This window comes from Phaeobacter porticola (assembly GCF_001888185.1).
Classification (GTDB): domain Bacteria; phylum Pseudomonadota; class Alphaproteobacteria; order Rhodobacterales; family Rhodobacteraceae; genus Phaeobacter; species Phaeobacter porticola.
Map to the genome: position 1 here is coordinate 2242180 of NZ_CP016364.1, position 22384 is coordinate 2264563.

18 protein-coding genes, 1 tRNA gene and 1 pseudogene are annotated in these 22384 nt (G+C 57.8%); 10 read left to right on the forward strand and 10 right to left on the reverse strand.

Annotation, left to right across the window (positions count from 1 at the left end):
- Positions 1–7: 7 nt before the first annotated feature.
- The 3 genes from PhaeoP97_RS10775 to PhaeoP97_RS10785 form a co-directional block, all read right to left on the reverse strand.
- Positions 8–934 carry an alpha/beta hydrolase gene (locus PhaeoP97_RS10775; protein WP_072505053.1) on the reverse strand — a complete coding sequence of 309 codons (927 nt, stop codon included), beginning with the start codon at positions 932–934 and terminating at the stop codon, positions 8–10.
- Between the two features lie 139 nt (positions 935–1073).
- The gene (locus tag PhaeoP97_RS10780; protein WP_072505054.1) at positions 1074–2969 is read right to left on the reverse strand and encodes an acyl-CoA synthetase; all 1896 of its coding nucleotides are present in this window, start codon (positions 2967–2969) and stop codon (positions 1074–1076) included.
- 181 nt (positions 2970–3150) lie between these two features.
- Positions 3151–4950: an ABC transporter transmembrane domain-containing protein gene (locus PhaeoP97_RS10785; RefSeq protein ID WP_072506432.1), complete on the reverse strand. Its 1800-nt coding sequence runs from the start codon at positions 4948–4950 to the stop codon at positions 3151–3153.
- A 737-nt stretch (positions 4951–5687) separates the two neighbouring features.
- Between PhaeoP97_RS10785 and PhaeoP97_RS10790 the strand changes: the two genes are divergently transcribed.
- A complete protein-coding gene (locus PhaeoP97_RS10790; protein WP_083570360.1) occupies positions 5688–6140 on the forward strand; it encodes an SOS response-associated peptidase family protein in 453 nt (150 codons plus the stop codon).
- Here PhaeoP97_RS10790 and PhaeoP97_RS20090 read toward each other — a convergent pair.
- A pseudogene (locus PhaeoP97_RS20090) lies at positions 6090–7466 on the reverse strand (IS3 family transposase). The gene PhaeoP97_RS10790 and the pseudogene PhaeoP97_RS20090 overlap by 51 nt on opposite strands.
- A 181-nt stretch (positions 7467–7647) precedes the next feature.
- Between PhaeoP97_RS20090 and cas9 the strand changes: the two are divergent.
- Complete coding sequence (gene cas9 / locus PhaeoP97_RS10810) at positions 7648–8193, forward strand: type II CRISPR RNA-guided endonuclease Cas9 (protein WP_072505057.1); 546 nt, start codon at positions 7648–7650, stop codon at positions 8191–8193.
- 48 nt (positions 8194–8241) lie between these two features.
- Here the strand turns inward: cas9 and PhaeoP97_RS10815 are convergent, their stop codons facing one another.
- The 3 genes from PhaeoP97_RS10815 to PhaeoP97_RS10825 are packed head-to-tail and all read right to left on the reverse strand — an operon-like array spanning position 8242 to position 11929.
- A complete protein-coding gene (locus PhaeoP97_RS10815; protein ID WP_072505058.1) occupies positions 8242–10464 on the reverse strand; it encodes a TRAP transporter permease in 2223 nt (740 codons plus the stop codon).
- A 3-nt stretch (positions 10465–10467) separates the two neighbouring features.
- Positions 10468–10962 (reverse strand): DUF1850 domain-containing protein, encoded by a 495-nt coding sequence (locus PhaeoP97_RS10820; protein ID WP_157891246.1) that lies wholly within the window; start codon positions 10960–10962, stop codon positions 10468–10470.
- Complete coding sequence (locus PhaeoP97_RS10825) at positions 10952–11929, reverse strand: TAXI family TRAP transporter solute-binding subunit (protein ID WP_072506433.1); 978 nt, start codon at positions 11927–11929, stop codon at positions 10952–10954. The genes PhaeoP97_RS10820 and PhaeoP97_RS10825 overlap by 11 nt, the downstream gene beginning before the upstream one ends.
- A gap of 113 nt (positions 11930–12042) precedes the next feature.
- Here PhaeoP97_RS10825 and hutG point away from each other — a divergent pair, with 113 nt between their 5' ends.
- The 4 genes from hutG to PhaeoP97_RS10845 all read left to right on the forward strand — a co-directional run bounded on the left by hutG (position 12043) and on the right by PhaeoP97_RS10845 (position 15592).
- Entirely contained in the window at positions 12043–12843 is an 801-nt protein-coding gene (hutG, locus tag PhaeoP97_RS10830) for an N-formylglutamate deformylase (RefSeq protein ID WP_072505060.1), read from the forward strand.
- A gap of 87 nt (positions 12844–12930) precedes the next feature.
- Positions 12931–14304 (forward strand): formimidoylglutamate deiminase, encoded by a 1374-nt coding sequence (locus PhaeoP97_RS10835; RefSeq protein ID WP_072506434.1) that lies wholly within the window; start codon positions 12931–12933, stop codon positions 14302–14304.
- The gene (locus PhaeoP97_RS10840) at positions 14228–15067 is read left to right on the forward strand and encodes an IclR family transcriptional regulator (protein WP_217525904.1); all 840 of its coding nucleotides are present in this window, start codon (positions 14228–14230) and stop codon (positions 15065–15067) included. The genes PhaeoP97_RS10835 and PhaeoP97_RS10840 overlap by 77 nt, the downstream gene beginning before the upstream one ends.
- Before the next feature lie 216 nt (positions 15068–15283).
- Entirely contained in the window at positions 15284–15592 is a 309-nt protein-coding gene (locus PhaeoP97_RS10845) for a hypothetical protein (RefSeq protein ID WP_072505062.1), read from the forward strand.
- A 70-nt stretch (positions 15593–15662) separates the two neighbouring features.
- On the opposite strand, the gene PhaeoP97_RS10850 is transcribed toward PhaeoP97_RS10845, so the two are convergent.
- The 3 genes from PhaeoP97_RS10850 to PhaeoP97_RS10860 all read right to left on the reverse strand — a co-directional run bounded on the left by PhaeoP97_RS10850 (position 15663) and on the right by PhaeoP97_RS10860 (position 16777).
- Entirely contained in the window at positions 15663–15779 is a 117-nt protein-coding gene (locus PhaeoP97_RS10850) for a transposase domain-containing protein (protein ID WP_420848979.1), read from the reverse strand.
- 259 nt (positions 15780–16038) lie between these two features.
- Positions 16039–16112 (reverse strand) — tRNA-Gly (locus PhaeoP97_RS10855).
- Positions 16113–16231: 119 nt separating this feature from the next.
- Positions 16232–16777: an SRPBCC family protein gene (locus PhaeoP97_RS10860; RefSeq protein WP_072505063.1), complete on the reverse strand. Its 546-nt coding sequence runs from the start codon at positions 16775–16777 to the stop codon at positions 16232–16234.
- Positions 16778–17094: 317 nt separating this feature from the next.
- On the opposite strand from PhaeoP97_RS10860, the gene PhaeoP97_RS10865 reads away from it, so the two are divergent.
- The 4 genes from PhaeoP97_RS10865 (at position 17095) to PhaeoP97_RS10880 (ending at position 22327) form a co-directional block, all read left to right on the forward strand.
- Positions 17095–17793 carry a response regulator transcription factor gene (locus PhaeoP97_RS10865; RefSeq protein WP_072505064.1) on the forward strand — a complete coding sequence of 233 codons (699 nt, stop codon included), beginning with the start codon at positions 17095–17097 and terminating at the stop codon, positions 17791–17793.
- 53 nt (positions 17794–17846) lie between these two features.
- Complete coding sequence (locus PhaeoP97_RS10870) at positions 17847–19064, forward strand: FIST N-terminal domain-containing protein (protein ID WP_237028927.1); 1218 nt, start codon at positions 17847–17849, stop codon at positions 19062–19064.
- Positions 19061–21385 carry a hybrid sensor histidine kinase/response regulator gene (locus tag PhaeoP97_RS10875; RefSeq protein WP_072505066.1) on the forward strand — a complete coding sequence of 775 codons (2325 nt, stop codon included), beginning with the start codon at positions 19061–19063 and terminating at the stop codon, positions 21383–21385. The genes PhaeoP97_RS10870 and PhaeoP97_RS10875 overlap by 4 nt, the downstream gene beginning before the upstream one ends.
- A gap of 180 nt (positions 21386–21565) precedes the next feature.
- On the forward strand, positions 21566–22327 hold the full coding sequence (locus PhaeoP97_RS10880) for a CbiX/SirB N-terminal domain-containing protein (protein WP_072505067.1): 762 nt from the start codon (positions 21566–21568) through the stop codon (positions 22325–22327).
- Positions 22328–22384 lie beyond the last annotated feature (57 nt).

Sequence of the window (22384 nt, forward strand, 5' to 3'; positions counted from 1 at the left end):
GCTGGCGTCACTCATAAGGCCAGAGCCCCTGCCCCAACGCTTCCACGGCCACGGAAATCCGCTCAAAACTGTCGCGGGCGCGGCCAACGCTGTGGCGGGCGCGTAGGTAGCCATGGACCAGCCCTGGCTCATTGATCCAATGCGCCTTGCCCCCTGCAGCCAAAATCTTGTCGCGGTAGTGGCGGGAGTCATCCCGCACCGGATCGCAATCAGCGGTGACCAGCACCGTGGCGGGCAGCCCGGCGAAATCACTGTCCGACAGCGGGGCCATGGTCGGGTCTGGTACATCGCCCGCGCCATCAGGACGGCGAATATCACCATAGAACAGAAGATCATCCCGCGTCAGCATCGGGGCTTGGGCGTGCTCAAGATACGAGCCTTCGTCTATATCACCGCCAAAGGCCCCATAGATCAGCACCTGACCGACCAGCCCCGTGAGCCGTCCACGGGCATGATGTGCCACCGCAGCGCAGAGATTAGCACCGGCGCTGTCCCCGGCCAGGACCAGATCGCCATCGAAGCTGGCAGAGATCCACTGACAGACTGCCCAGGCATCTTCAAAGGCCGCAGGATGCAGGTGTTCGGGAGACAGCCGGTAGTCCACAGCGACCACGCGATAACCGGTTTGCGCGCAAAGCTCGGCACAGACATCATCATGGCTGTCCAGCCCGCCAACCACGAACCCGCCGCCATGACAGAACATTACCGTACAGCTGGGCTCTCCAGCGGTGTAAATGCGCACCGGGACGGCACCGACCAGACGATCCTCGCAGCTGACACTATCAGGACGCGCGGCGCGAAACTCAGCGGCCATGGCGTTGTAGACCTCTCGCTGCTGTTCGATAGTCAGATCAACGGCATCATCTGGATAACACTCACCTGTTTTTTTGATAAAGGCCCAGGTTTCTTCGTCGATCAGCCGTTCGTAATTCATCTTGCCCGTTCCCTGTGTCGTAGTGCGTCGGATGAGCCTAGCAGCGCGGCGGTCAAAAACCATGCCCCACAATTGAAAAAAGCGCCCCAGTAGGGCGCTTTCCTAGTCTCGCTGAACAGCCAAGGCCGAGGGCATGTGATCATGCCTTGGGCATAGGTTCCCATGGACGGGTAAAGACGCCCAGTACATCGGAAATGTCCGAGGCCTTGGCGCCGTTTTCTTCAACCTGCGCGACCAGTCCACGGCCCTTGTCATCGACCACATGTTCGACACGGGCGGGCAAACCAGCCTTCAGCAGTGCGTCGTTATAGATCCGGGTAATCGCATTCTTGCGCAGATCCGGTTTGAAGACCTTGCCCACAGCCGTTTTCGGGAGCTCGTCCATCACAGTTACATGTTTGGGGATCGCAGCCCGCTCATGTACGTGAATTTGGCAATAAGCCAGAAGCTCGTCAGGCGTCACAGTTGCGCCGTCCACCAGTTCGACAAAGGCGCAGGGCACCTCGCCTGCATGGGCATCCGGCTGGCCGATAGCGCCGGCAAAGGCCACGGCCTCATGCCCCAATAGCGCCTCTTCGATCTCGGCCGGGTCGATATTGTGACCACCGCGAATGATCAGATCCTTGGCACGACCGGTGATCCAGAGATACCCGTCGCTGTCCAGCTTCCCAAGGTCGCCGGTGCGCAGATGCGTGCCTTGATAGAACAACCCTTCGTTCTTCTCGACCTCTGTATAGGTATGACCGGCATAGACACCGGGGCTGGAGATGCAGATCTCGCCGATCTCATCCACGCCCAGTTCTACGGTTCCCTCGTCGGTGCCCTTGACGATTTTCACATCGGTATAGGGCAGTGGAATGCCGATGGATCCAATTTTCTTTTCACCCAACACCGGGTTGCAGGACACCAGACATGTGGCCTCGGTCAGGCCATAGCCCTCAACGATTTTCACACCCGTTGCTTCTTCGAACCGCCTGAACAGTTCCACCGGCAGCGGCGCGGACCCGGAAAAGGCGGTTTTCACGGTTGAGACATCCGCATCAACGGGCCGCTGCATCTTGGCAGAGATCGCCGTGGGCACTGTAATGATAAAGGAAATCTTCCACCGTTCGACCAGCTTCCAGAAATTGTCGAACACCCCCTCGCCGCGATATCCCTGTGGGGTCGGGAACACCACATGCGCGCCAGACGCAACAGCCGCCATCAGGATCACATGGCAGGCAAAGACATGGAACAGCGGCAACGGACACATGATGTTGTCTTCGGCAGTGAACAGCAGTTTGCTGCCCAACCAGCCGTTGTAGTTCATGCCAGAATAGGTGTGCTGCGCCACCTTGGGCATGCCGGTGGTGCCGCCGGTGTGGAAATAGCAGGCCACCCGGTCGCTGTCGGAATCCGCAAAGGTCAGCTCGGTGGGATGTTTGCGCAGCTCGCGGTTGAAGTTTTTGTAATTCGCATGTGCCAGTTTGTCCTTGCCCTCAAGCTTGGGGCGGATCAGGGGCACAATCCAGGATTTTGGCGGTGTCAGATAACGGTTGAGGTCGATTTCCAGAACCGTATGCACCTTGGGCGCATGGCGCACGGCTTCAGCGACCTTTTGTGCCACATCGGTCTTGGGAAAGGGTTTCAGCGTCACCACGACCTTCGCCCCGGTTTCGCGCAGGATCGAGGCGATCTGTTCTGGCTCAAGCAATGGGTTAATAGGATTGGCAATACCCGCAACGGCGCCGCCCAGAAGGGTCACAACCGTTTCGTTGCAGTTGGGCAGAATATAGGCCACCACATCCTTTTCGCCGATGCCCATTGAACGGAACATATTCGCCGCTTGGGTCACCTTGTCTTTCAACTGGCGCCAGGTCAGGGTCTCAGCCTTATCGGTCGGACCGGAAAAGATCTGATAACTTATTGCCTTGTTGTCGGGAAACTTCCCGGCCGTACGGGACAACAGCCCGTATAGCGTTGTCGGCATATTCCGTTGCCCGAAAGGCATCTCATTCACTAGTGCCAAGCAGTCCGCGGCCGTGGCAAATCCCATTGGTTTCCTCCCCTAGTCCCCTTGTGCCGGGGAATTTCAGTTAACACAAAATGATTTGAAACGGCCCGTCGTGCAAGCGCGCCGACAGGGTCACGTCAAGGAAGCCTGCGCTTTGACGCAGCGACATTTGACAGTTTTCAACCTTGAAGCCGAATTTCTGAGCGTTTGAGGCCGGTATTGCCTATTCTGCCGCCATTCCGTCGGTGAACTGCAAACGCGCCAAGCGGGCGTAAAGACCGTCCTCGGCAACCAGCTGATCATGGGTGCCGGTGGCGATGATGCGCCCCTCTTCCATGACCACGATGCGGTCAGCCTTTTTCACGGTCGCCAGACGATGCGCCACGATGAGTGTGGTCCGGCCTTGGCTCAGCTCGTCCACGGCGGCCTGCACCAGACGTTCGCTTTCGGCGTCAAGCGCAGAGGTCGCCTCGTCCAGCAGCAGCACCGGCGCGTCACGCAGGATGGCACGCGCGATGGCGATCCGCTGTTTCTGGCCACCCGACAGCATCACACCGCGCTCGCCAACCTGGCTGTCATAGCCTTCGGGTAGCGCAGAAATGAAGTCATGGGCGGCAGCGGCCCTGGCAGCGGCCTCAACCTCGGCATCACTGGCACCGGGACGGCCAAAGCGAATGTTGTCACGCGCGGACAGCGCAAAGATCACCGGATCCTGCGGCACCAGCGCGATATGCTGGCGGAAGTCATCCCGTTGCAGATCCCGCAGCGGCCTACCATCCAGGCAAACAGCACCAGACGTCGGATCGTAAAACCGCTGGATCATCTGAATTATTGTTGTCTTGCCTGCACCAGACGGCCCGACAAAGGCAACTGTTTCACCTGGCTGCACGGTAAGCGAAACATCCACCAACGCCGGGATCTGTGGGCGTGCGGGATAGCGGAACGACACATCGTCAAAGCGGATTTCGCCGCGCACCGGGGCTGCCAATGCGCGTGGGGCATAAGGGTCCTGAACCTGATCCACCGCTGTCAGCAACTCAACCAAACGCTCAGTCGCGCCTGCGGCCCGTTGCAATTCACTCCAGATCTCAGACAGCGCGGCCACGGATCCTGCCACCAGCACCGCATAGATCACGAATTGCACCAATGTGCCTTCGCTCATGATACCGGCACGCACGTCATTGGCGCCCATCCACAACACACCAACCACCCCGGAGAACACTAGGAAGATCACGATGACGGTCAGAAAGGCGCGCGTCTGGATACGTCGCATCGACACGTCAAAGGCGGTTTCGGTCATACGCGCAAACTCACCCCGGCTTGCGGTCTCATGGGTGTAGGCTTGTACGGTCTGCACCGCGCCCAGCGCCTCGCCCGCCTTGCCGGACGAGGCGGCGATCCAGTCCTGGTTTTCCTTGCTGATGACACGAAGGCGTCGGCCGAGAAGCAAGATCGGCACAATCACCGCAGGTACGATCAACAGCACAAGGCTGGTCAATTTGGCCGAGGTCAGAAGCATCAGCACCAAACCACCACTGAAGATCAGCATATTGCGTAGCGCGATTGACACCGATGAGCCAAGCACCGACTGTATCAAGGTGGTGTCAGTGGTGATCCGGCTCAGCACTTCGCCGGTCATAACCTGTTCAAAAAAGGCAGGGCTCATGCCGATGACACGGTCAAACACCGCCTTGCGGATATCCGCAACCACCCGTTCACCCAACCGGGTCACCAGCGCATATCGCAGACCAGTGCCCAGGGCGAGCAGCGCCGCAATCACAAGAGCCGCCCCAAAATACTGGTTAAGCAAAGCGGTTTCGGAGATGCGGAAATTATCAACCACCCGGCGCACAGCGAGCGGCAATGTCAGCGACAGCGCAGCAGTCAGCACCAGCGCCAGCGTGGCCGAAGCCATCAGCAGGCGATAGGGGCGCATGAATGGCCAAAGGGCGGAGAGAACACTTATCTTACGTGATGTCTTACGCTCTTCATCCGCAGTCGGGACCGCTTGATTGCCCGCCATATCAGCTCCTTCGATCTTGCTATTCCGCAAGATCATCGCCCTGCGCATCGCCAAGGTTCATGACTGGGCAAACCTTTGGCGTCAAGCGCACAGGCACCACAGCGCCCCAGTCAAACCGCCGCATTGCATGCGCTTTGTACTGGCTCGCAACCCAGGACCTGGGCAACAGAGCGTTAAACTGGAGATATCCCTGAGCGGGCAGCAGGGGTCCGGCCCAACACTTAAGTAACTGATATTTAATATAATTAAATCGTGTGGCGTTTTGTGTGGCGACGTATTTTCTGAGCTTTGCTATATTCCGTAGCACTGATCTCTGGACGAAACTTGAGAACAGCTCGCGACATGCGCGAGACGAACTCGGCTTCCGCTCGAAATCCGGGTAATCCTAAGATAGCAGTTCCTGCTCGTCACGCCACTCAACCAATTGTTTTTGTATCGTTTTTCCACCCCAAGACGCGTCATCAGTTCAGCCAAAGCGTATGTCTTCAATCTGACCCAGACGCCCGCAAACTGTGCATCGCGCGCGGGCACAAAGAGGGGCAGGATCAGCTGTGTAAGACACCTCTATCGTCCCAACATGACCGCAGACACACCACATATGCATAACCTCTGGCATCCCATCACCTCCATTGGAGGTTAGGAACATAGCGCGAACATGTTGTAAAATTCAAGCTTTGGCCTATCGTGTTGCACTGACCCCATTTTGGTAAGAGGTACATGCTTCATGTGCGGAAGATTTGGCAGACCAGATCTGGCGTGGCGACAGTTGTACTAGATGGAGCGCCGTTTTTCTCGGCCCGCCTATACCGGTGCGCGATCCAAATGCGATTGAGCTATCAGCGAGCTGGAATGTAAAGCCCACCCAAGTGGTGGACATCGCCTATCTGAACGGCGACCAGCTGTTCAGTACAACAGCCCGCTGGTGGTTCGTGCCAAGCTGGCACCGCGGCGGTGTAAAGGGTTGGAAACGCACCGCCCTTAACGCCAAGATTGAGACAGCGGCCAGCCTGCCGAATTTTCGCAATGCATGGAAGTCACAGCAAAGAATCATCCCGGCTGCAGGTTACTATGAATGGACTGGACCCAAAGGGTCCAAAAAACTGGACCTGTCGCGGTTTGATGGCGGCCCGGGTGCTCGTTTAAGCCACCTTTTGTTCGAATGCGACCGGGCTTTTCCGGCCCAGTGCTGAGTATCGGCGTCGCGGATTGTAGAAGCCGTTGATGTATTCAAAGATCGCCATCTCGGCTTGCCTGCGGGTGTCCCATGATCTTCGCCAGATCAATTCTGCCTTGATGGTTTTGAAGAACGTCTCGACCACTGCTCGGCAGGCGATTTGCAGTGCAAATCTGCCGAGAGGGGCCGCATTATCGTAGCAGTTTCCTGTCCCGCTCATCGATACCTTGAACCCGTTTTGGCGCAGGATCTTCTGATCGTCGTGAGAACAGTATTGCGATCCACGATCCGTGTGGTGAATGCAGCCTTTTGGCGGTGACCGGAATGCGATGGCCATCCACCGCCCGGCAGTGGTTTGCCTGCAAACCATGAGAGGGATCAGCGCCCGGATCGCCAGATCCCGTTTCATTCGATTACTCACCGCCCAGCCGATGACTTGCCTGGAATGCAGGTCCAGAATCACTGCGAGATACAGCCAGCCTTCACGGGGCCAGATATAGCTGATGTCACCGGCCCATTTCTGGTTCGGCTGATCAGCCGTGACGTCCCGATCCAGCAGGTTGGGCGCGATATTGAATTTATGATCACTATCCCCTCTCGGCAGATTGCTTTGCAATCGCCTTCTGGGCAATGGTCGTCACCTTGTGTTTGCGCGTTCTGACAACAGATATGCCGTTCTGGCGCATTAGGCGGCCCACCACTGCCCGGCAGGCGATTGCAAAGCATTCTGCCGAGAGGGGCGACGGTGCCCGATATCCAGACCTATCTCTTTCAGCTCCTCCGTCATCCGTGGCCTGCCACAGCTGCCCAAGCTGAGGCGCAACTGTTCCTTGATATGCGCCAGTGCCACCAAAGCACTGCGCTGTCTGCAGCTGGTCGGACGGCTGCGGAAGGCCCGCAAACCGCGCGGACCAACATCCATGACATCACACAGCCGGTGGGCGGGAAAGCTGTCGCGGTGTTCCTCCCCTTCCGGGACATTGCTACGCAATGCCCTGCCGGGCAGTGGATGAACCTGAACCTCATGGCCTTTGGCCCGCGAAGAACTGCGTTGCCTTCATCGGGAAAACAGTCCCCCGGACTGTTTTCTGGTCCTCTTCAGTTTAAGATCTCCCTCTCCTCCTTGAGAATGCGGTTCTCACGTCGAAGCCGGTCATTCTCTTGGACCAGGCTCAAATCCTCGTGCGACACTACATCCGTGTCCCGGTGTGCCGTGATCCATTTGTTAAGCGTTGACAGGCCAACACCAGGATCATCAGCAACCTGCTTGCGGTTAAGCCCGCTGGTCAGCGCTCTTCGCAACCGCATCAGCTCGGAATTCGTCCGTCCGGTTCGTGCCCATACCTCGTCTCCTTTGGTGCAGTAAATGCGATCAAAGGGCCGGCATCAAACCGCGACAGGTACAGACCTGCCTGGGACGCAATCGAAGCCAACCTCAAAAACCTGCCGGGCAACAGGCGTGGCGCTTTGCCCCAGACACGACGGAGCGTTTCGAGGGTGAGAATGATTTTACAGCCCGCGCTTTGAAAGATACGCAATACCTGTCGCGTATCGCTCGCGGTTATCTTGATGCGCTCTATGACGGGGTAGACGGCAAAAGCCACGTCTGGGTTGTGCCCGGCCGCCTGACCGAAAGGCTGCGCCGCCATTGGGGGTTGAACAGCCTGCTGCCCGACAAGGATGGCGCGGTCAAATCCAAGAACCGCACCGATCACCGCCACCATGCAATCGATGCCGCCGTTGTTGCGGCCACGGATCGCTCCTTGATCAAGCGGATCAGCCAGATGGCGCAAAAAGACGAAGTGAACGGCGCCGAAGATGTCGCCCGCTCCGTTCGCCCCCCATGGGAGGGATTCCGTGCCGATATAGAAGCGCAACTGAACCGCATCATCGTTAGCCACCGCGCCGATCACGGGCGCATCGATCTGGCAGCACGCAAGGCCGGACGGGACAGTACTTCGGGGCAGCTGCACAACGATACCGCCTATGGGGTGGGCGAAGGCAGTTCAGTCGTCAGCCGCAAACCGCTCCTGTCGCTTAGCTTGCCCCGATTCTCGCCAAGCCTTTAGGCCATCGTTTTTATTGGGGCAGGCATCGCGATGCCTGCCCCAAGTCTATTAGGCAGCTTCGGTTCTTGAGGAAGCTTTGGCACGCGCCAAAATGCCCAACACGACCACAGATCCGACAGCAATCGCGATCAGGTTGTTGGAAATCAAAACAAGCCCTGCCATTGTCAGCAGCACCTTTTCGAAAAGGACCAGCTCCCGCTTCCAGAACCCGATGTAAGCCGCCGACAACGCAAGGATCGCGAGGATACCGCTGGTCAGGGCCAAGACAAATTCCAGCGGTGAGAAATCGACAAACAGCAGGCTTGGTGCATAGATGAACATGAAAGGCACCAGGGCCTTGCCCATCGACAGCCTGAACGCTGTTGTGCCTGTACGCATGGGATCTGCGCGTGAAAGGCCCGCGGCGGCATAGGCTGCAAGGGCAACAGGTGGCGTCACATCCGCAAGCACGCCGAAGTAGAACACAAAGAAGTGGGTTGCGATCAGCGGCACATCGAACTCTGTCAGGGCGGGGGCCGCGATGGAGGCCAGAATGATGTAGGTTGGCGTGGTCGGAATGCCCGCCCCCATCAAGATACAGGCGATGGCTACGAAGAAGAGCCCGAAGAACAGCGCGATGGATTTTTCCGACAGCAGCCCCGTAAAGTCGAGCGCGGTAACAAACGCGGCCAGATCATAAGCCAGCTGCACAACCGCGGCCGAGAACTTGAACCCCAGTCCAGTGAGCGTCGTGACCCCCAGAAGGAAGCCGACGCAGGCACAGGCGGCGCCGATGGCCAGGGCGAATTTGGCGCCGTCCTCGAAACCGATAACCAGCCGTTTCGGCGTCAGCACGGTGTCCAGATCCATATCACGGTTGCCCATCTTATGCGCCACCAGCGGGATATAGGAGAAGCCGATGGTCAGCAGAATGCCCCAGAAGGCAGCCAGAAACGGGGTGTACTGCATCAGCAACAGTGCCACCATGACCCCTAATGGAACCAGCAGGTGCCAGGACCGCTTTAGGACCTGAGCCATTTGCGGGATTTTGTCGGCAGACATGCCCGCCAGACCCAGCCGTTTGGATTCCAGATGCACCATCAGCAGGATGGCCAGATAGTGAAAGGCCGCCGGAATGATCGCGATCAGAATGATCTCGTTATAGGGCACGCCCAGCATTTCGGTCATGACAAATGCCGAAGCGCCCATGATCGGCGGCGTGACCTGCCCGCCACAGGATGCCGAGGCCTCGACAGCACCGGCAAAGCGGCCCGAGAACCCCATTTTCTTCATCAGCGGAATGGTGAAGGCGCCGGTTGTGACCGTATTGGCAATCGGCGAGCCTGAAATCATGCCAAAGAAACCGGACGACACGACCGAGACTTTTGCGCTGCCGCCCGAATGCCGGCCTGCGATGATCGTTGCCAGATCGATGAACAGCTGTCCCAGGCCGCTCATCTGGGCGAGAATGCCAAACAGGACGAAGTGGAACACATAGGTCGCAACCACACCAACGGCTACACCGTAGATGCCCTCGGTACCGACAAAGAGGTGATTGATAATGCGATCAATCCCATAACCGCGGTGCGCCAGAATGCCAGGCATATAGGGGCCGAACATGGCGTACAGAATGCAAAATGCGCCGATATAGGCCAGTGTCGGACCCATGGTGCGGCGGGTGGCTTCGAGCGTCATAACGATGGCAATCAGGCCCATCATGTATTCCTGTGGGCGCGGATCGCCTACATTCACGATGAAGATGTCCTTGAAAAACACCGCCAGATAGGCCGAGAACCCCGCCCCGAGCGCGGCAAACAGCCAGTCGCGCAGCGCAATCCGGCCCGGTTTTGCCCCCTTGCCGTTTATGGGTAGAGTCAGGGCCGCCAGCGCGACCATCCCGGCGCTGAAAATATAGGTCGACGGGGTTGGCGGCAGTTGATCAAACAGATCAAAGATCAGGAACAGATAGAACGCGGCGAAAACGATAGATGTCCGCCACATGGCCGGGGTCGGCGCGGCGCGTTTGCGCGGGAACACCAGAAACACCAGGCCCATCACGAATGCAAGGTGGACGGTACGGTGCATGACCTCGTTCAGCAGGCCAAAGCCAGCTGTATAAAGGTGGAACAGAGAAAGGACGACAGAGGTGACTGTCACAAGAACTGCGATGGGGCCGGCAATGTCGCGGAAATTTGACTCCGAGTCGAACTCCTTGATCATCGCCTCGATTTCGTCGGGCGACAGGGCTTGCTCGGCGTCAGCCTGCACTGTTTTCCCATGTTGTTGTGACATAAACTAGTCTCCCCGCTTCCCGCAGATTTGGAGGCCAATCGATTTGGCATCTAAATCAGCAAGTGTGATTGTCTGATCCGCTATGTGCAGCGTATTGAGATATTCGCGCTGTATCCGCAGCTGTATCCGATCAAACTGCCTGTCCATTTCCAGAACGAACTTGCCGTTTTCAAAACGCCAGCCGGTTTCGCCGACATCGCCTGCAAATGATGGAAGCCCGGCGCCATGCGCTTCGAAAACTTCCGCAACCTGATGAATTCCGGCCGGTCTTAATTCGTAAATATCAACGACCGGTGTGAGTGACACCGAATGCAGAAACGATAACGAAAAAGCCCCGGATTGGCCCGGTGCATATCTTGCCAGTTCTGTATCGGTATAGCCCTTGTAGATGCACAGATTATCACCGGCTGCTTCACTCGCGGCCGCATGCGGCAACAGGAGAAGGCCCGCTGCGAAAGCGAGCCTCCAGGTGCCAAGTGTATGAGCGTTACTGCCCAACACCGATTTCTTGATAGTATTTGGCCGCACCGGGGTGGACCGGGATGGACACACTCTGCAGTGCAGTCTCAGCAGCGATTTCGCGGCCTTTCGGGTGCACTTTGCCCAGTGTCTCGGTGTTTTCATACAGAGCTTTGGTGACGGCATAAATAATGTCTTCGGACACATCCGCGTGGGTCGCCCAGATTGCGCGGACCGCCAGTGTTTCCACATCAGTGTCCACCCCTTTGTACGATCCGGCAGGCAGGATCGAGCTGACATAATAGGGCTGTGTTTCCTGAAGCTTGGCAATGGCAGGCCCGGTCAGCGGCACGATGCGGATCTCATGGCCATTGGCCAATTCGGTCACCGAAGAGGTCGGCGCACCGGCGGTGATCAGCGAAGCGTCCAGGTTGCCGTCTTTGATCTTCTCAACCGATTGCGAGAAAGAGGAATAATCTTCGGACACATCTTCACGCGACATGCCATGGGCCTCGATCAGATCGCCCAGCAGCTGCCACTGGCCAGAACCCGGCGAACCGGAAGAAATCGACTTTCCGACCAGATCTTCGAACTTTTCAATGCCGGAATCCGCGCGCACAACCAGCTGCACGGTTTCCGGATACAGGGCGCCGATCGCGCGGATGTTCTCGATTTTGCCATCTTCAAACTGGCCGGTGCCTTTGTAGGCCGCGTCCAGAATGTCTGCGGCGGCGAAGGCGCTTTCGATTTCACCGCGGCTCAGCAGTTTGGTGTTTGCAACAGACGCGTTGCCGGTTTCCGCGGTTGCCGACAGCTTGGTATCCGGCAGTTCAGCGGTGTTCGAGATCAGCTGAGCAAGCATGCCGCCAAGCGGATAATAGGTGCCGCCGGTACCGCCGGTCGCAATGCCGAAGAAAGAGCGCGACTGCGCCATGGCTGCCTGACCGGAAAGCCCAGCCAAGGGCAACGCAGCTGCTGAAAGCATAAGAGTTCTGCGAGTGAGCATATTGTCCTCCTGTTGATGCCAACCGGGATTCATCTCGCGACCCGGCATGCAGATCATTGACTCAATCAGTTTTAAATGTCAAAGATGATTTTCAATATTAAAAAGAGTGGGCCATGGCGACTCCAGATCTGATGACATTCGTAGCGGGATCCACGCCTGTTTTGCTGAATGTGCCGCATGCCGGAACATTGCTGCCTGGCGAGGTCAAAAGCCGGTTGCGAGAAGACGCGCTGGAGTTGAAGGACACGGATTGGCATATGGATCAGCTGGCGCTGCCCTGCGCCGATCTGGGCGTCAGCATCCTGGCAGCGGATTATTCACGTTATGTTGTGGATCTGAACCGCTCCGCCGAAGACATGCCTCTTTATTCAGGGCCGACAACCGGTCTGGTGTCGCAAATCGACTTTGATGGCTGCCCGCTGTATCTGGAAGGCCAGGAACCGGACACAGATGATACGGAGGCGCGCATCCAGTCCTACTGGGCGCCTTATCATCAGGCATTGAATGCCGAGATTCAGCGGATCAAGGCGCAGTTCGGCATATGTGTTCTGGTTGACCTGCATTCCATCCGGTCACAGGTTCCCAGACTGTTTGACGGCGTACTACCGGACTTCAATCTGGGAACCAACAGCGGCGCCAGCACCGCCGCCCGCTTTGAATCCTGCGCTGAAAAATTCCTTCAGTCAGCCAGCTACAGCTTTGTGAAAAACGGCCGCTTCAAAGGCGGTTACATTACCAGGCATTACGGGCGGCCCAGCCAGAATGTTCACGCTTTGCAACTTGAGATCGCGCAGGCGACATATATGCGGGAGTACGCTCCGTGGGATCTGGTGGACAACAAGGCGAACAAACTGAAGATCGCGATCAAGGGCCTGGTTTCCGCGTTACTGCACGAGCTTGACACCACCGCCTGACCGCTGCCCGAGTCAGCCCTGACGCGGCCGCCCTGCGCAGAGACACACAGCCCACTGCTCCGGCACTGGAACAAAGGAAGACAAATGATGACGGGTTTTCATTTCAAGCAAGCGCTGACAGACCAGGGCTGGAAAAAGAACGTATCAGCAACGGTTTCGGGCGTCGGCACATTCGAAACGCTGGTTCAGGATGACAACCCGAACGGCTATCCGGTGATTGAAAACCCGGTTGTGCCCGGGATGCCGAACCTGCACAGCCACTCCTTCCAGTACGCCATGGCCGGTCTGTCCGAGGTGCGCCGCAATCCGGTCGACAGCTTCTGGTCCTGGCGCGAGATGATGTATCGTTTTGCGCATAGCGTATCGCCGGAAGATTTGCAGGCCATCACAGCAAAGCTGTACATGGACCTGCTGAAGGGCGGCTATACCGAAGTCGTTGAATTCCACTATCTGCACAACGATCTGGATGGCAGCTTTTACGCGCGACCAGAGGAACTCTCTGCCGCGGTGATATCCGCAGCAGAACAGACCGGGCTTGGCCTGACACATCTTCCGGTATTTTACGCGCATGCGAACTTCGGCGGTGTTTCCCCGCAGGATGCGCAGCGGCGCTTTATCAACTCGCGCGATCAATACGCCCTGCTGATCGAGTCCTTGAAACTGCAGCAGGAAAATCACAACCTAGGTATTGCACCGCATTCGCTGCGGGCTGTCACCGAAGAGGAAATGACCTGGCTGATGGAGCTTCGGCGGGATCTACTGCCGGGCTGCCCGGTTCACATCCATGTCGCGGAACAGACCAAGGAAGTAGACGACAGCCTCGCCCATAGCGGCAAACGCTCTGTGACTGCCCTCATGGATCAGGCGCCGGTGGATGAGGCATGGTGCCTGATCCACTCTACCCATCTTGATGACAGCGAAGTTGCGGCTATCGCCGCTTCCGGGGCAACCGTGGGCCTGTGCCCACTGACCGAATCGAACCTTGGCGATGGAATTTTCCGTGCTGTCGATTTTCTGACCGCGGATGGCCACTTTGGCATTGGGTCCGACAGCAATATTTGCACCCAACCCATGCAGGAGCTGCGCACACTGGAATACAGCCAGCGACTGTTGCACCGCCAACGCAATATCCTTTGCTCTGAACACCTGCCGAATGTCGGCAGCTATCTATGGCAAAAGGCAGCCCATGGTGGGGCGCGGGCCGCCGGGCGCGCTATTGGTCGCATTACTGAGGGCTGCCGCGCAGATTTTGTAGAACTTGGCTACAGCATCGACGGTATTATGGCAGCGGTGACACCAGAAGCGGTGCTGGACTTCCATATGTTTGCGGGGCAACAGGCCGAAATCTCAGGCGTGTATGTGGCGGGTCGTCAGATTATCCGCGATGGGCACCACCCCCACCAGGCCGCGATTGACGCCAGCTATGTTTCCACTATGCAGCGGCTGGCGCAAAAACTATGACTGGGGCATGACGAAAGACAAAAAATACCAATCGAACTCGCTGCTTCGGGGGTTGAAAATCCTCGAAGCCTTTGGCGCAGGCAGAGCGGAAATGACCCTCTCTCAGATTGCTGAGGAAATATCTGTCACCAGCTCCGCGGCCTTTCGATTTGTCCACACGTTGGAACAAGAGGGGTTTTTGATAAAAGATGAGAAATCCCGCAATTTCCGACTTGCTCCGCGCGTGATGGAGCTGGGCTACAGCTATATCAAATCCCTTGACCTGGGCGATGTGGCGGCGTTGCATGCACGTTCCCTGCGCGACATTTCGGGATTTTCCGTACATGTTGCGGTGCTTGAAAATACTGAAGCGGTCTACATTTACCGGGCGATGTCACCCAGCCCAATGGTTTCAAACATCCCCGTCGGCTCCCGCCTTCCGGCGTTTGCGACCTCTATGGGCCGCATCATGTTGGCAGACCTCAGCGATGCCGAACTGGATCGCAGGTATGAAGGCTATGCGTTTGAGAAGTTCACGGATGACACGATAGAAACTCTGTCGGAATTGAAGACCGCCCTAGCAGCAGATCGCAAGCGTGGCTACGTAGCACAAGCGTCGCAACTCGCAGAAGGTACGGTTGCCATTGCTGCGCCTATTTTTGACCGGTCAAAGCATGTAATCGGGGCAATTAACATTTCCGGGCACCGCAATCAGCTGCTTCCAACAGAGGGTCGGATCGAACAAGTGCGCAGTTGCGCATTGCGGATTTCAGAAATGCAATGAAGCGTTACCGAGAGCAGCCGTCTTCGCCGTAGCGTTCCCGTGCACGAAAACTCCTGTTTGCCGAACTTGCAAGAGCACATTTTGATGTATTCTCTTTTCGTGACCGAAGATGAAGCAGCCATTTGAGAAGACCGCAGCATTGGTCGACATTGGTCGAAATGGGCTCGCAGTCAGGTTTCGGTGTAGACCGTCGCCATCGCATCAAGCGCGAGACGTTTGGACAACCGGCATGACGCCCGCGCCGTGTTCGGTGATCAGCGCCGCGAGACGCACACGCTGAAAGACAAATCCAGCAAGGGCGGCAGCCGCGAACTGATCATCGACCCGGATGTACTGATGGACTTTCGGGACACTCCCTTTCCGTCCGAGACGTTCAGCCTGGTGGTTTTCGACCCACCGCACCTAATCGACTGCGGGCCAAAAAGCTGGCTTGCGCTGAAATACGAGAAGCTGCGCAACGACTGGCGCGATGACCTACGGCCGGGTTTGTGCGCGTACATTATCATGTTCGGATCACCAAACTGAAGAAGGTGCTCATGCAGCATGAGGGTGGCCGTCCGGCGAAGGCGCTCTGGTGTGGTTCCGATGCTGCCTGCTACGCTGCGATAGCAGCGTAGCGCCATGGCATGAGCTCGTTCAGGCGCGTGATCTTATGATCCGCGATCTGGGCCAGAACCCAGGCCATCCAGGCCTGCGGATCTACGCTGTTCATCTTGGCGGCTTTGCCTCGGCGACCAGCAGATCTGGCGCCTTTAGTGAGATATCGACCTCATTCCGCGGCTTGACCTCAGGAAACATCTTTGGACGCGCATTCTGAACCGATAGGTTCTGCCAACCAGCTTTACCCGCGTCATCACGCTCTCCAAACGCCCTTTGTGTGGCGATTTGCGGGGTGTTTCAATGCCTCATTGCGAGGCAACATTCTGACACTATGTTTTGCAACGATTTTAAATCCACAAAGGGAGGTTCACTGGAGCGGGTAGCGGGAATCGAACCCGCACCTTAAGCTTGGAAGGCTCTTATGATACCATTTCACCATACCCGCTCAGAGAATTTGGTCTATAAATCGGTGCTTTCCGAGCGTCAAGCGGTCGCGGATGGATTTTCCCATTTTTTCGCGCAAGGTCGGCCTCCGCCTGATTTCCGAATCGTCAGACATTCCTATCAACTGCCCAGAACGCGCCCGATCCAACTCTTGCGTGGCGCAGCATCGTTGTCCTCGCTTGCGACAGGTTCGTCTGCATCGTCGCTCGCGTCGTGCACAGTCTCGCCCTCGACCTCGCTCTGGAAACGTTCAAAAAACTGATCTGCCATTTTTTTGGCAAACCCGTCGATAATACGGCTGCCAAGCTGGGCCAACTTGCCACCGACCTTTGCCTCGACCTCGTAGGACAACAGGGTCTTACCGTCTTCAGCATCGCTCAGCGTCACATGGGCGTCCCCTTTGGCAAAGCCGGCAGCACCGCCTTTGCCCTCGCCACGCAGGGTCAGGCTATTGGGCGCGTCGAGATCAGACAGGGTGACGACGCCCCGAAATGTTGCTTTCACCGGGCCAACTTTCTGCACCACCACGGCGGAAAAGCCCTCCTCGGCTGAACCTTCCATCTCTTGGCAGCCTGGCACGGCATTCTTCAAAGTCTCGGCGTCCAACAACGCCTCCCAGACATCACTGCGTGGGGCATCTATTGTGCGGGTATCTGCAAGTTTCATCAGCGTGTCTTCCTTCTGCTGGCAGAGATAGTGGCGCTCTCTTGGCGAGCAACTTGGGTCTAAATTGCCCTACCCCGGCTGCTCTGGATATGCGACATTGGTTGCAGGCGCCAGGAACCGCAAGAGAGTCGACAGGACGGTCGCCGATCCAGGACGGCTCATCGTCTTAGACCTTTCGCCTATTGGCGCCAACGTATCTGCCCTGTTAGCATTGTTTAGGCAACTGGTCGTCCGAAATGCTCATACCCCTGTTGTTGTCGCACAAATGAACCTTTCGCAGGCGCAGGATCGACCTATGGCAAGTCTTTAGGAGTTTGATGTCACATCTGCCCACCCGCCCTCGCGATCCGCAAAACGCAGCTGTACGGTTTGTCAGCGCACTGATTGTCGAAGATCATCCGTTGTTTTGTGATGCTTTGGCGATGACATTGCGCGCAACCGTCGGGATTAGCAGTATTGCCACGGCCTCCTCGTTAGAGGCGGCCACTGTTGAAATCACAGAGAACCCGGCGCCAGATGTTGTAGTGCTGGATCTGAACCTGCCTGACGTACAGGGGCTGGACGGGCTGGTGCGGCTGCATACAGCAACGCCTGCGCCGATCCTTGTGGTGTCTTCCATGGCAGACAATCGCATCATCAGCGCTGCAATCCACGCAGGGGCTGCCGGATTTGTGCCCAAACATAGCCAGCGCGAGATCTATGCTTCTGCGTTCGAAGCCATTGCTCGGGATATCCCGTTTGTACCACCTGGCTATGATCTGCTGCAACAGGATACCGACGTGAATGATGCCGCAAGCCGCCTCTCGAAACTGACCAATCAACAGGGGCGGATCCTGCAACTGATCTGCGAGGGTAAGCTGAACAAGCAAATCGCCTATGATCTGTCGATTGCCGAAACGACGGTTAAGGCCCATGTCACTGCGATCATGCGCAAGCTAGGAGTTCAGAGCCGGACCCAAGCGGTTCTGATCGCAAAAGAAACCAGCTTTGCAAACGTCTTGCAAGACCTCGGCTGACCCGCCTACCATCCGGTATGAACGACGCAAAACGTCCCACCCAAGCCGACCCCATGCCTGCACCCGTCGGCGCATCCCCGAAAATGCGTGGATCAGCTATTGCGACGGCATTGAAACATGCGGATCGGATCACCCGCACCGGGTTTGCCGATGCACAGGATTTTGGTGCCCTCGACAGGCTGGCCGAAATGCTGGCGCCCCTGGACGAGCTGGAGCTGGTGATCCTGTTTGTCTCGCCGCTGGCTGACATAGACACACTCAGCGCCAATGCGGCGCGACAGCTTGCTCCGGCGCAGGTGGTCGGTTGCACCACGGCAGGCGAGATCGGGTCGAATGGGTATACCGACGGGGAAATCGTTGCCATTGGCCTGCCCCGCAGCCATTTCTGTGCCCGTGTCCTGCGCATTGACGATCTGGATCACTATGACGGTCAACAGCAGATCGACCAAATCATTCGCAATCGCAACGACATGGCACGGGAAACACCAGATTGGACGTCGGAATTTGCCTTTCTCCTCGTCGATGGGCTGTCGGTCAAAGAAGACGCACTGACAGCTGATCTGGCCCCCGGCCTCGGCCCGGTGCCGCTGTTTGGCGGGTCCGCGGGGGACGGGACCGATTTTGGGGCCACCTATGTGCTCTGCAATGGTATCGCCCGCCGGAACGCGGCTGTACTGTTACAGATCCGCAGCAACTGTCCGATCAAGGTTTTTAACACCGATCATCTGGTGCCCAGCACCCAGCGTATGGTTGTAACCGGTGCCAATCCGGCGCGGCGACTGGTGCATGAGATCAACGCCGAACCCGCAGCCCGTGAATATGCCCGGTTGCTGGGCAAAGACCCCGAGCAGTTGACCAGCTTTACCTTTGCTGCCCATCCACTGGTCGTGCGCATCGGCGGTCAGCACCATGTACGTGCGATCCAGCAGGTCGCCGAAAATGGCGATTTGGTGTTCTTTTCCGCCATTGACGAAGGCGTGGTGCTCACCCTTGCCGAGCCACTCGATATGATTGCGCATCTGGACCACGCCCTGACCGGGCTGAGCGCGCAACAAACCCCAGATGTGATCCTGGCCTGTGACTGCCTGCTCCGCCGAATGGAGGCCCAGCAAAAGCAGCTGACACCACAGATTTCAGCCCTACTGGCGGCACATCGGACTGTCGGATTTTGCACATACGGTGAACAGGTGAATTCCATCCACGTAAACCAGACCCTGACGGGTGTCGCGATCTATCCGCCCAGCGCGACAGACACGGGGCAACGGTCATGACGCAGGGCCTGATTGATCCAAACGACACGCTGGAACGGCAGAACGAAAAACTGCTGAAGATCGCCGCAACCCTGATGCGGCGCGTGGAACAAGACACCGATGCATCGGGCCTTGCCTATGCACAGTTTGAACGCGCCGTCCTGCTGGAAGAGGAAATCCGCACACGCACACGCGATCTGGAGCGGACGCTGGATTTGCTCAACCTATCCAATGCCAGACTTGCCGAGGCCAACCGAGAAACAGAAGCGGCCCGCGCCAATCTTGCCAATGCGATTGAGACCGTGCAGGAAGGCTTTGCCCTGTTTAGCCCGGCAGAGATTCTGGTGATGTGCAACAGCCGCTTTGGCATGCATATGGCCGATATCCGTGCAAAGCTTCGCCCTGGTCTGGCATTCGGCGCCTACGTAAAGTTGATCAGCAGTAGCAACGCCTTATCCCTGCCGACGGGCACAAACCCGGCCGATTGGGCCGCCCGGCGTATGGCGCGGCACCAGGATCGCAGCGTGATGTTCAATGTGCGCATGACAGGCAATCGTTGGGTCCAGGTCAGCGAACACCGCACGCCCGATGGCGGCACTGTCGTATTGCAGACCGATGTCACCGACATCATGCGTCTGCAACATCAAGAGCGCGAGCGGATCCTTGACGATCAGGCCCGACTGATCCGCGCCACACTGGAACATCTGAATCAGGGGGTCTGCATCTTTGATCGCGAAGCCCGTCTGGTTGGCTGGAACCGGCTGATGGGCGATCTGCTATCGATCCCGATTGGGCGATTTCATCTGGGTAGCCGTTTCCGAACAATCTTTGAGCGTCTGCGCAGCGATTTCACCTTTCACAGCCCTGAGATGGCCGACAGGGTGGAACATTGGGCGCGTGGCCAGACTTCAGAGCCACAAGACGGCCACACCCCCACGGCACGCGCGCCCTTGACCTTTGACATCCTACAAGGGGCGCAGCGCGTTCTGACCGTGTTTATGCAGGACATGCCCGACGGTGGTTTTGTCATCAGCTTTACGGATGTCACTGCCGAACGCCACGCCGCGCGTGCGATGAGCGAGGCTCGCGATACGCTGGAACAGCGAGTGCAGGAGCGCACCCTGGAACTGGAAGATGCTCTCCAAGCCGCCGAACGAGCCAATGCCTCCAAATCGCGCTTTGTAGCAGCCGCCTCTCACGACCTGTTACAGCCGCTGTCAGCCGCCAAGCTGTTTGTCGCGGCATTGGACGCAGAGCTGCCATCCGGCACCCCCCGTGACACCCTGTCGAAGGCCGCCAATGCTCTGGACAGCGTAGAGACCCTGCTGGCGGCGCTTCTTGATATCTCACGGTTGGATTCCGGCCGCGCCGAGGTCCATGTGGCACCAGTCGACCTAGATAAGCTGTTGGGGCAGCTGTACGACGAAATGCGCCCCATCGCCGAGGCAAAAGGTCTGTCCTTCCGGCTGCGGCGTAGCGGAACCACGGTGCTGAGCGATGTGACCTATCTCCGACGCATTCTGCAAAATCTGATTTCCAACGCGCTACGCTATACGACACGTGGCACTGTGTTGGTTGGGTTGCGCAAGCGCGCAGGCTCCGTCCGGGTTGAGGTCTGGGACAGCGGCCCCGGCATCGCCGAGGCTGATCGTGCTCGCATCTTTGCAGAGTTTCAACGTCTCAATGCCTCCGCCAGCGCCGCTGATGGTATGGGGCTGGGCCTTGCCATCGTCGAACGCGCCTGTGCGCTCTTGGGGCATCCGCTTACGCTGCGATCCCACGTCGGGCGTGGCACGGTTTTTGCCATTGATGTGCCGCGCACCACCGCCAGCGCGACAGTCACCGACACTGCGGCTGGGTCAATGTCCACACTGGTAAGACGCTCCGGCCAACACATGTCGCCACACATGCAACCTGACGACAACCTCCCTGCACGCCATCAGACCGCATCAGAACAGACCGATTTGAGGCAACTGATCGTGCTGATGATCATAAGTGATGCCGATCTTTGTCACGCCCTTACACTCACCCTGGAGCATTGGGGCATTGATGTTCTCCCCTGCAACACTGAAGATGAGGCCCGCGCGTTGCTGACAGAAATCGACGTCGCCCCCGATCTGGTCATGACCGATCTACACCTCAGCAATACTCACGGCGGTGCCACTGCCATTGTCAATCTGCGCCGCGACCTTGGTCCCCTGCCCGCCTGCCTGATCTCGGCCGACCGCAGTCCGAAAATCGCCAATCTGGCCGCAGATCTTGACGTCGCATTGTTCTACAAGCCTCTAGATCCCGATGATCTGTATGGTTTTCTGCAGGCCCGGCGAATGTCGTCCTTATGATCCGCGCATGGCATGAAATCATGAAACAGATCCGAGTTCTGCGGCCCTCCTAATGCTGCCCGGTGCAAAAGTGATCCATCGCTTATGGCCATTCGTAACGATATCGCATCCAAATGCACGATACGTGTCACCCTTCCATCTCTGCACTGCGCTGCCTCCATAGACTGAAAGCCGCCAAGTATGACCTATTCCAACCCTTCCCTTGGCCCGCGTCCTATCGCTGTGATCACCGCCCACGGGCAGCCCTCTGATCCAGAGCCACAGGAAATCGCCCTGGCAGATCTCGCGGTCGCAGTTGCAGAGCGGCTGCCCGATTGGGACATCCGTTCCGCCACTCTTGCGAGCCCTGGCCGGTTGGAGCAGATGACAGAACCCGGCGCGCTCATCTATCCGTTTTTCATGGCCCGTGGCTGGTTCACCGGCACCGTGCTGCCCCGCCGTTTGCAAGGGCATACTGCGCATGTGCTCATGCCCTTCGGCTTGGATCCCAATTTACCACAGCTGGCCTGCGATGCGCTGGAGGTTGCCTGCAAAGCCCGAGGTTGGTCACTGGCAGAGACCCGTATTCTGCTGGCGGCCCATGGGTCTGCACGCGGCCCCAAAGCCGCCGAGGCCGCTGAGTCGTTCGCCACTGATATGCGCCAACGCCTACCCGGCACATATTTGGCCACAGGCTATGTCGAAGAGGATCCCCGCATCGCCGATACCGCCCGCCTGTTCGAAGCCAAAGCACCACGGCTGCCAAGCCTATGCCTGCCCTTCTTTGCCCAAGCCGGCGAACATGTCCGCGATGACATCCCCGAGGCCCTCAATGAGGCGCACTTCACCGGAGAGACCCTACCCGTGCTCGGCGCCCTTCCCCGCGTACCTCAGCTGATCGCAAACGCTCTCATGACCACGGTGCGTGGGTCTAACATCGCTGCGACCAAACCGTCACACTAGCGATGACAGAGCGTACCAAACAACAACCAGCCCAATGACCTTTGCCAAAGTATCTTT

Coding starts and splice junctions, on each gene's coding strand:
- PhaeoP97_RS10775 (WP_072505053.1), bottom strand. CDS start 934: ATGAATTACGAACGGCTGATCGACGAAGAAACCTGGGCCTTTATCAAA.
- PhaeoP97_RS10870 (WP_237028927.1), top strand. CDS start 17,847: ATGCCTGCACCCGTCGGCGCATCCCCGAAAATGCGTGGATCAGCTATT.
- PhaeoP97_RS10785 (WP_072506432.1), bottom strand. CDS start 4,950: ATGGCGGGCAATCAAGCGGTCCCGACTGCGGATGAAGAGCGTAAGACA.
- hutG (WP_072505060.1), top strand. CDS start 12,043: ATGGCGACTCCAGATCTGATGACATTCGTAGCGGGATCCACGCCTGTT.
- PhaeoP97_RS10865 (WP_072505064.1), top strand. CDS start 17,095: ATGTCACATCTGCCCACCCGCCCTCGCGATCCGCAAAACGCAGCTGTA.
- PhaeoP97_RS10825 (WP_072506433.1), bottom strand. CDS start 11,929: ATGCTCACTCGCAGAACTCTTATGCTTTCAGCAGCTGCGTTGCCCTTG.
- PhaeoP97_RS10860 (WP_072505063.1), bottom strand. CDS start 16,777: ATGAAACTTGCAGATACCCGCACAATAGATGCCCCACGCAGTGATGTC.
- PhaeoP97_RS10815 (WP_072505058.1), bottom strand. CDS start 10,464: ATGTCACAACAACATGGGAAAACAGTGCAGGCTGACGCCGAGCAAGCC.
- PhaeoP97_RS10880 (WP_072505067.1), top strand. CDS start 21,566: ATGACCTATTCCAACCCTTCCCTTGGCCCGCGTCCTATCGCTGTGATC.
- PhaeoP97_RS10840 (WP_217525904.1), top strand. CDS start 14,228: ATGGGCACCACCCCCACCAGGCCGCGATTGACGCCAGCTATGTTTCCA.
- PhaeoP97_RS10875 (WP_072505066.1), top strand. CDS start 19,061: ATGACGCAGGGCCTGATTGATCCAAACGACACGCTGGAACGGCAGAAC.
- PhaeoP97_RS10835 (WP_072506434.1), top strand. CDS start 12,931: ATGACGGGTTTTCATTTCAAGCAAGCGCTGACAGACCAGGGCTGGAAA.
- PhaeoP97_RS10850 (WP_420848979.1), bottom strand. CDS start 15,779: ATGAACAGCGTAGATCCGCAGGCCTGGATGGCCTGGGTTCTGGCCCAG.
- PhaeoP97_RS10780 (WP_072505054.1), bottom strand. CDS start 2,969: ATGGGATTTGCCACGGCCGCGGACTGCTTGGCACTAGTGAATGAGATG.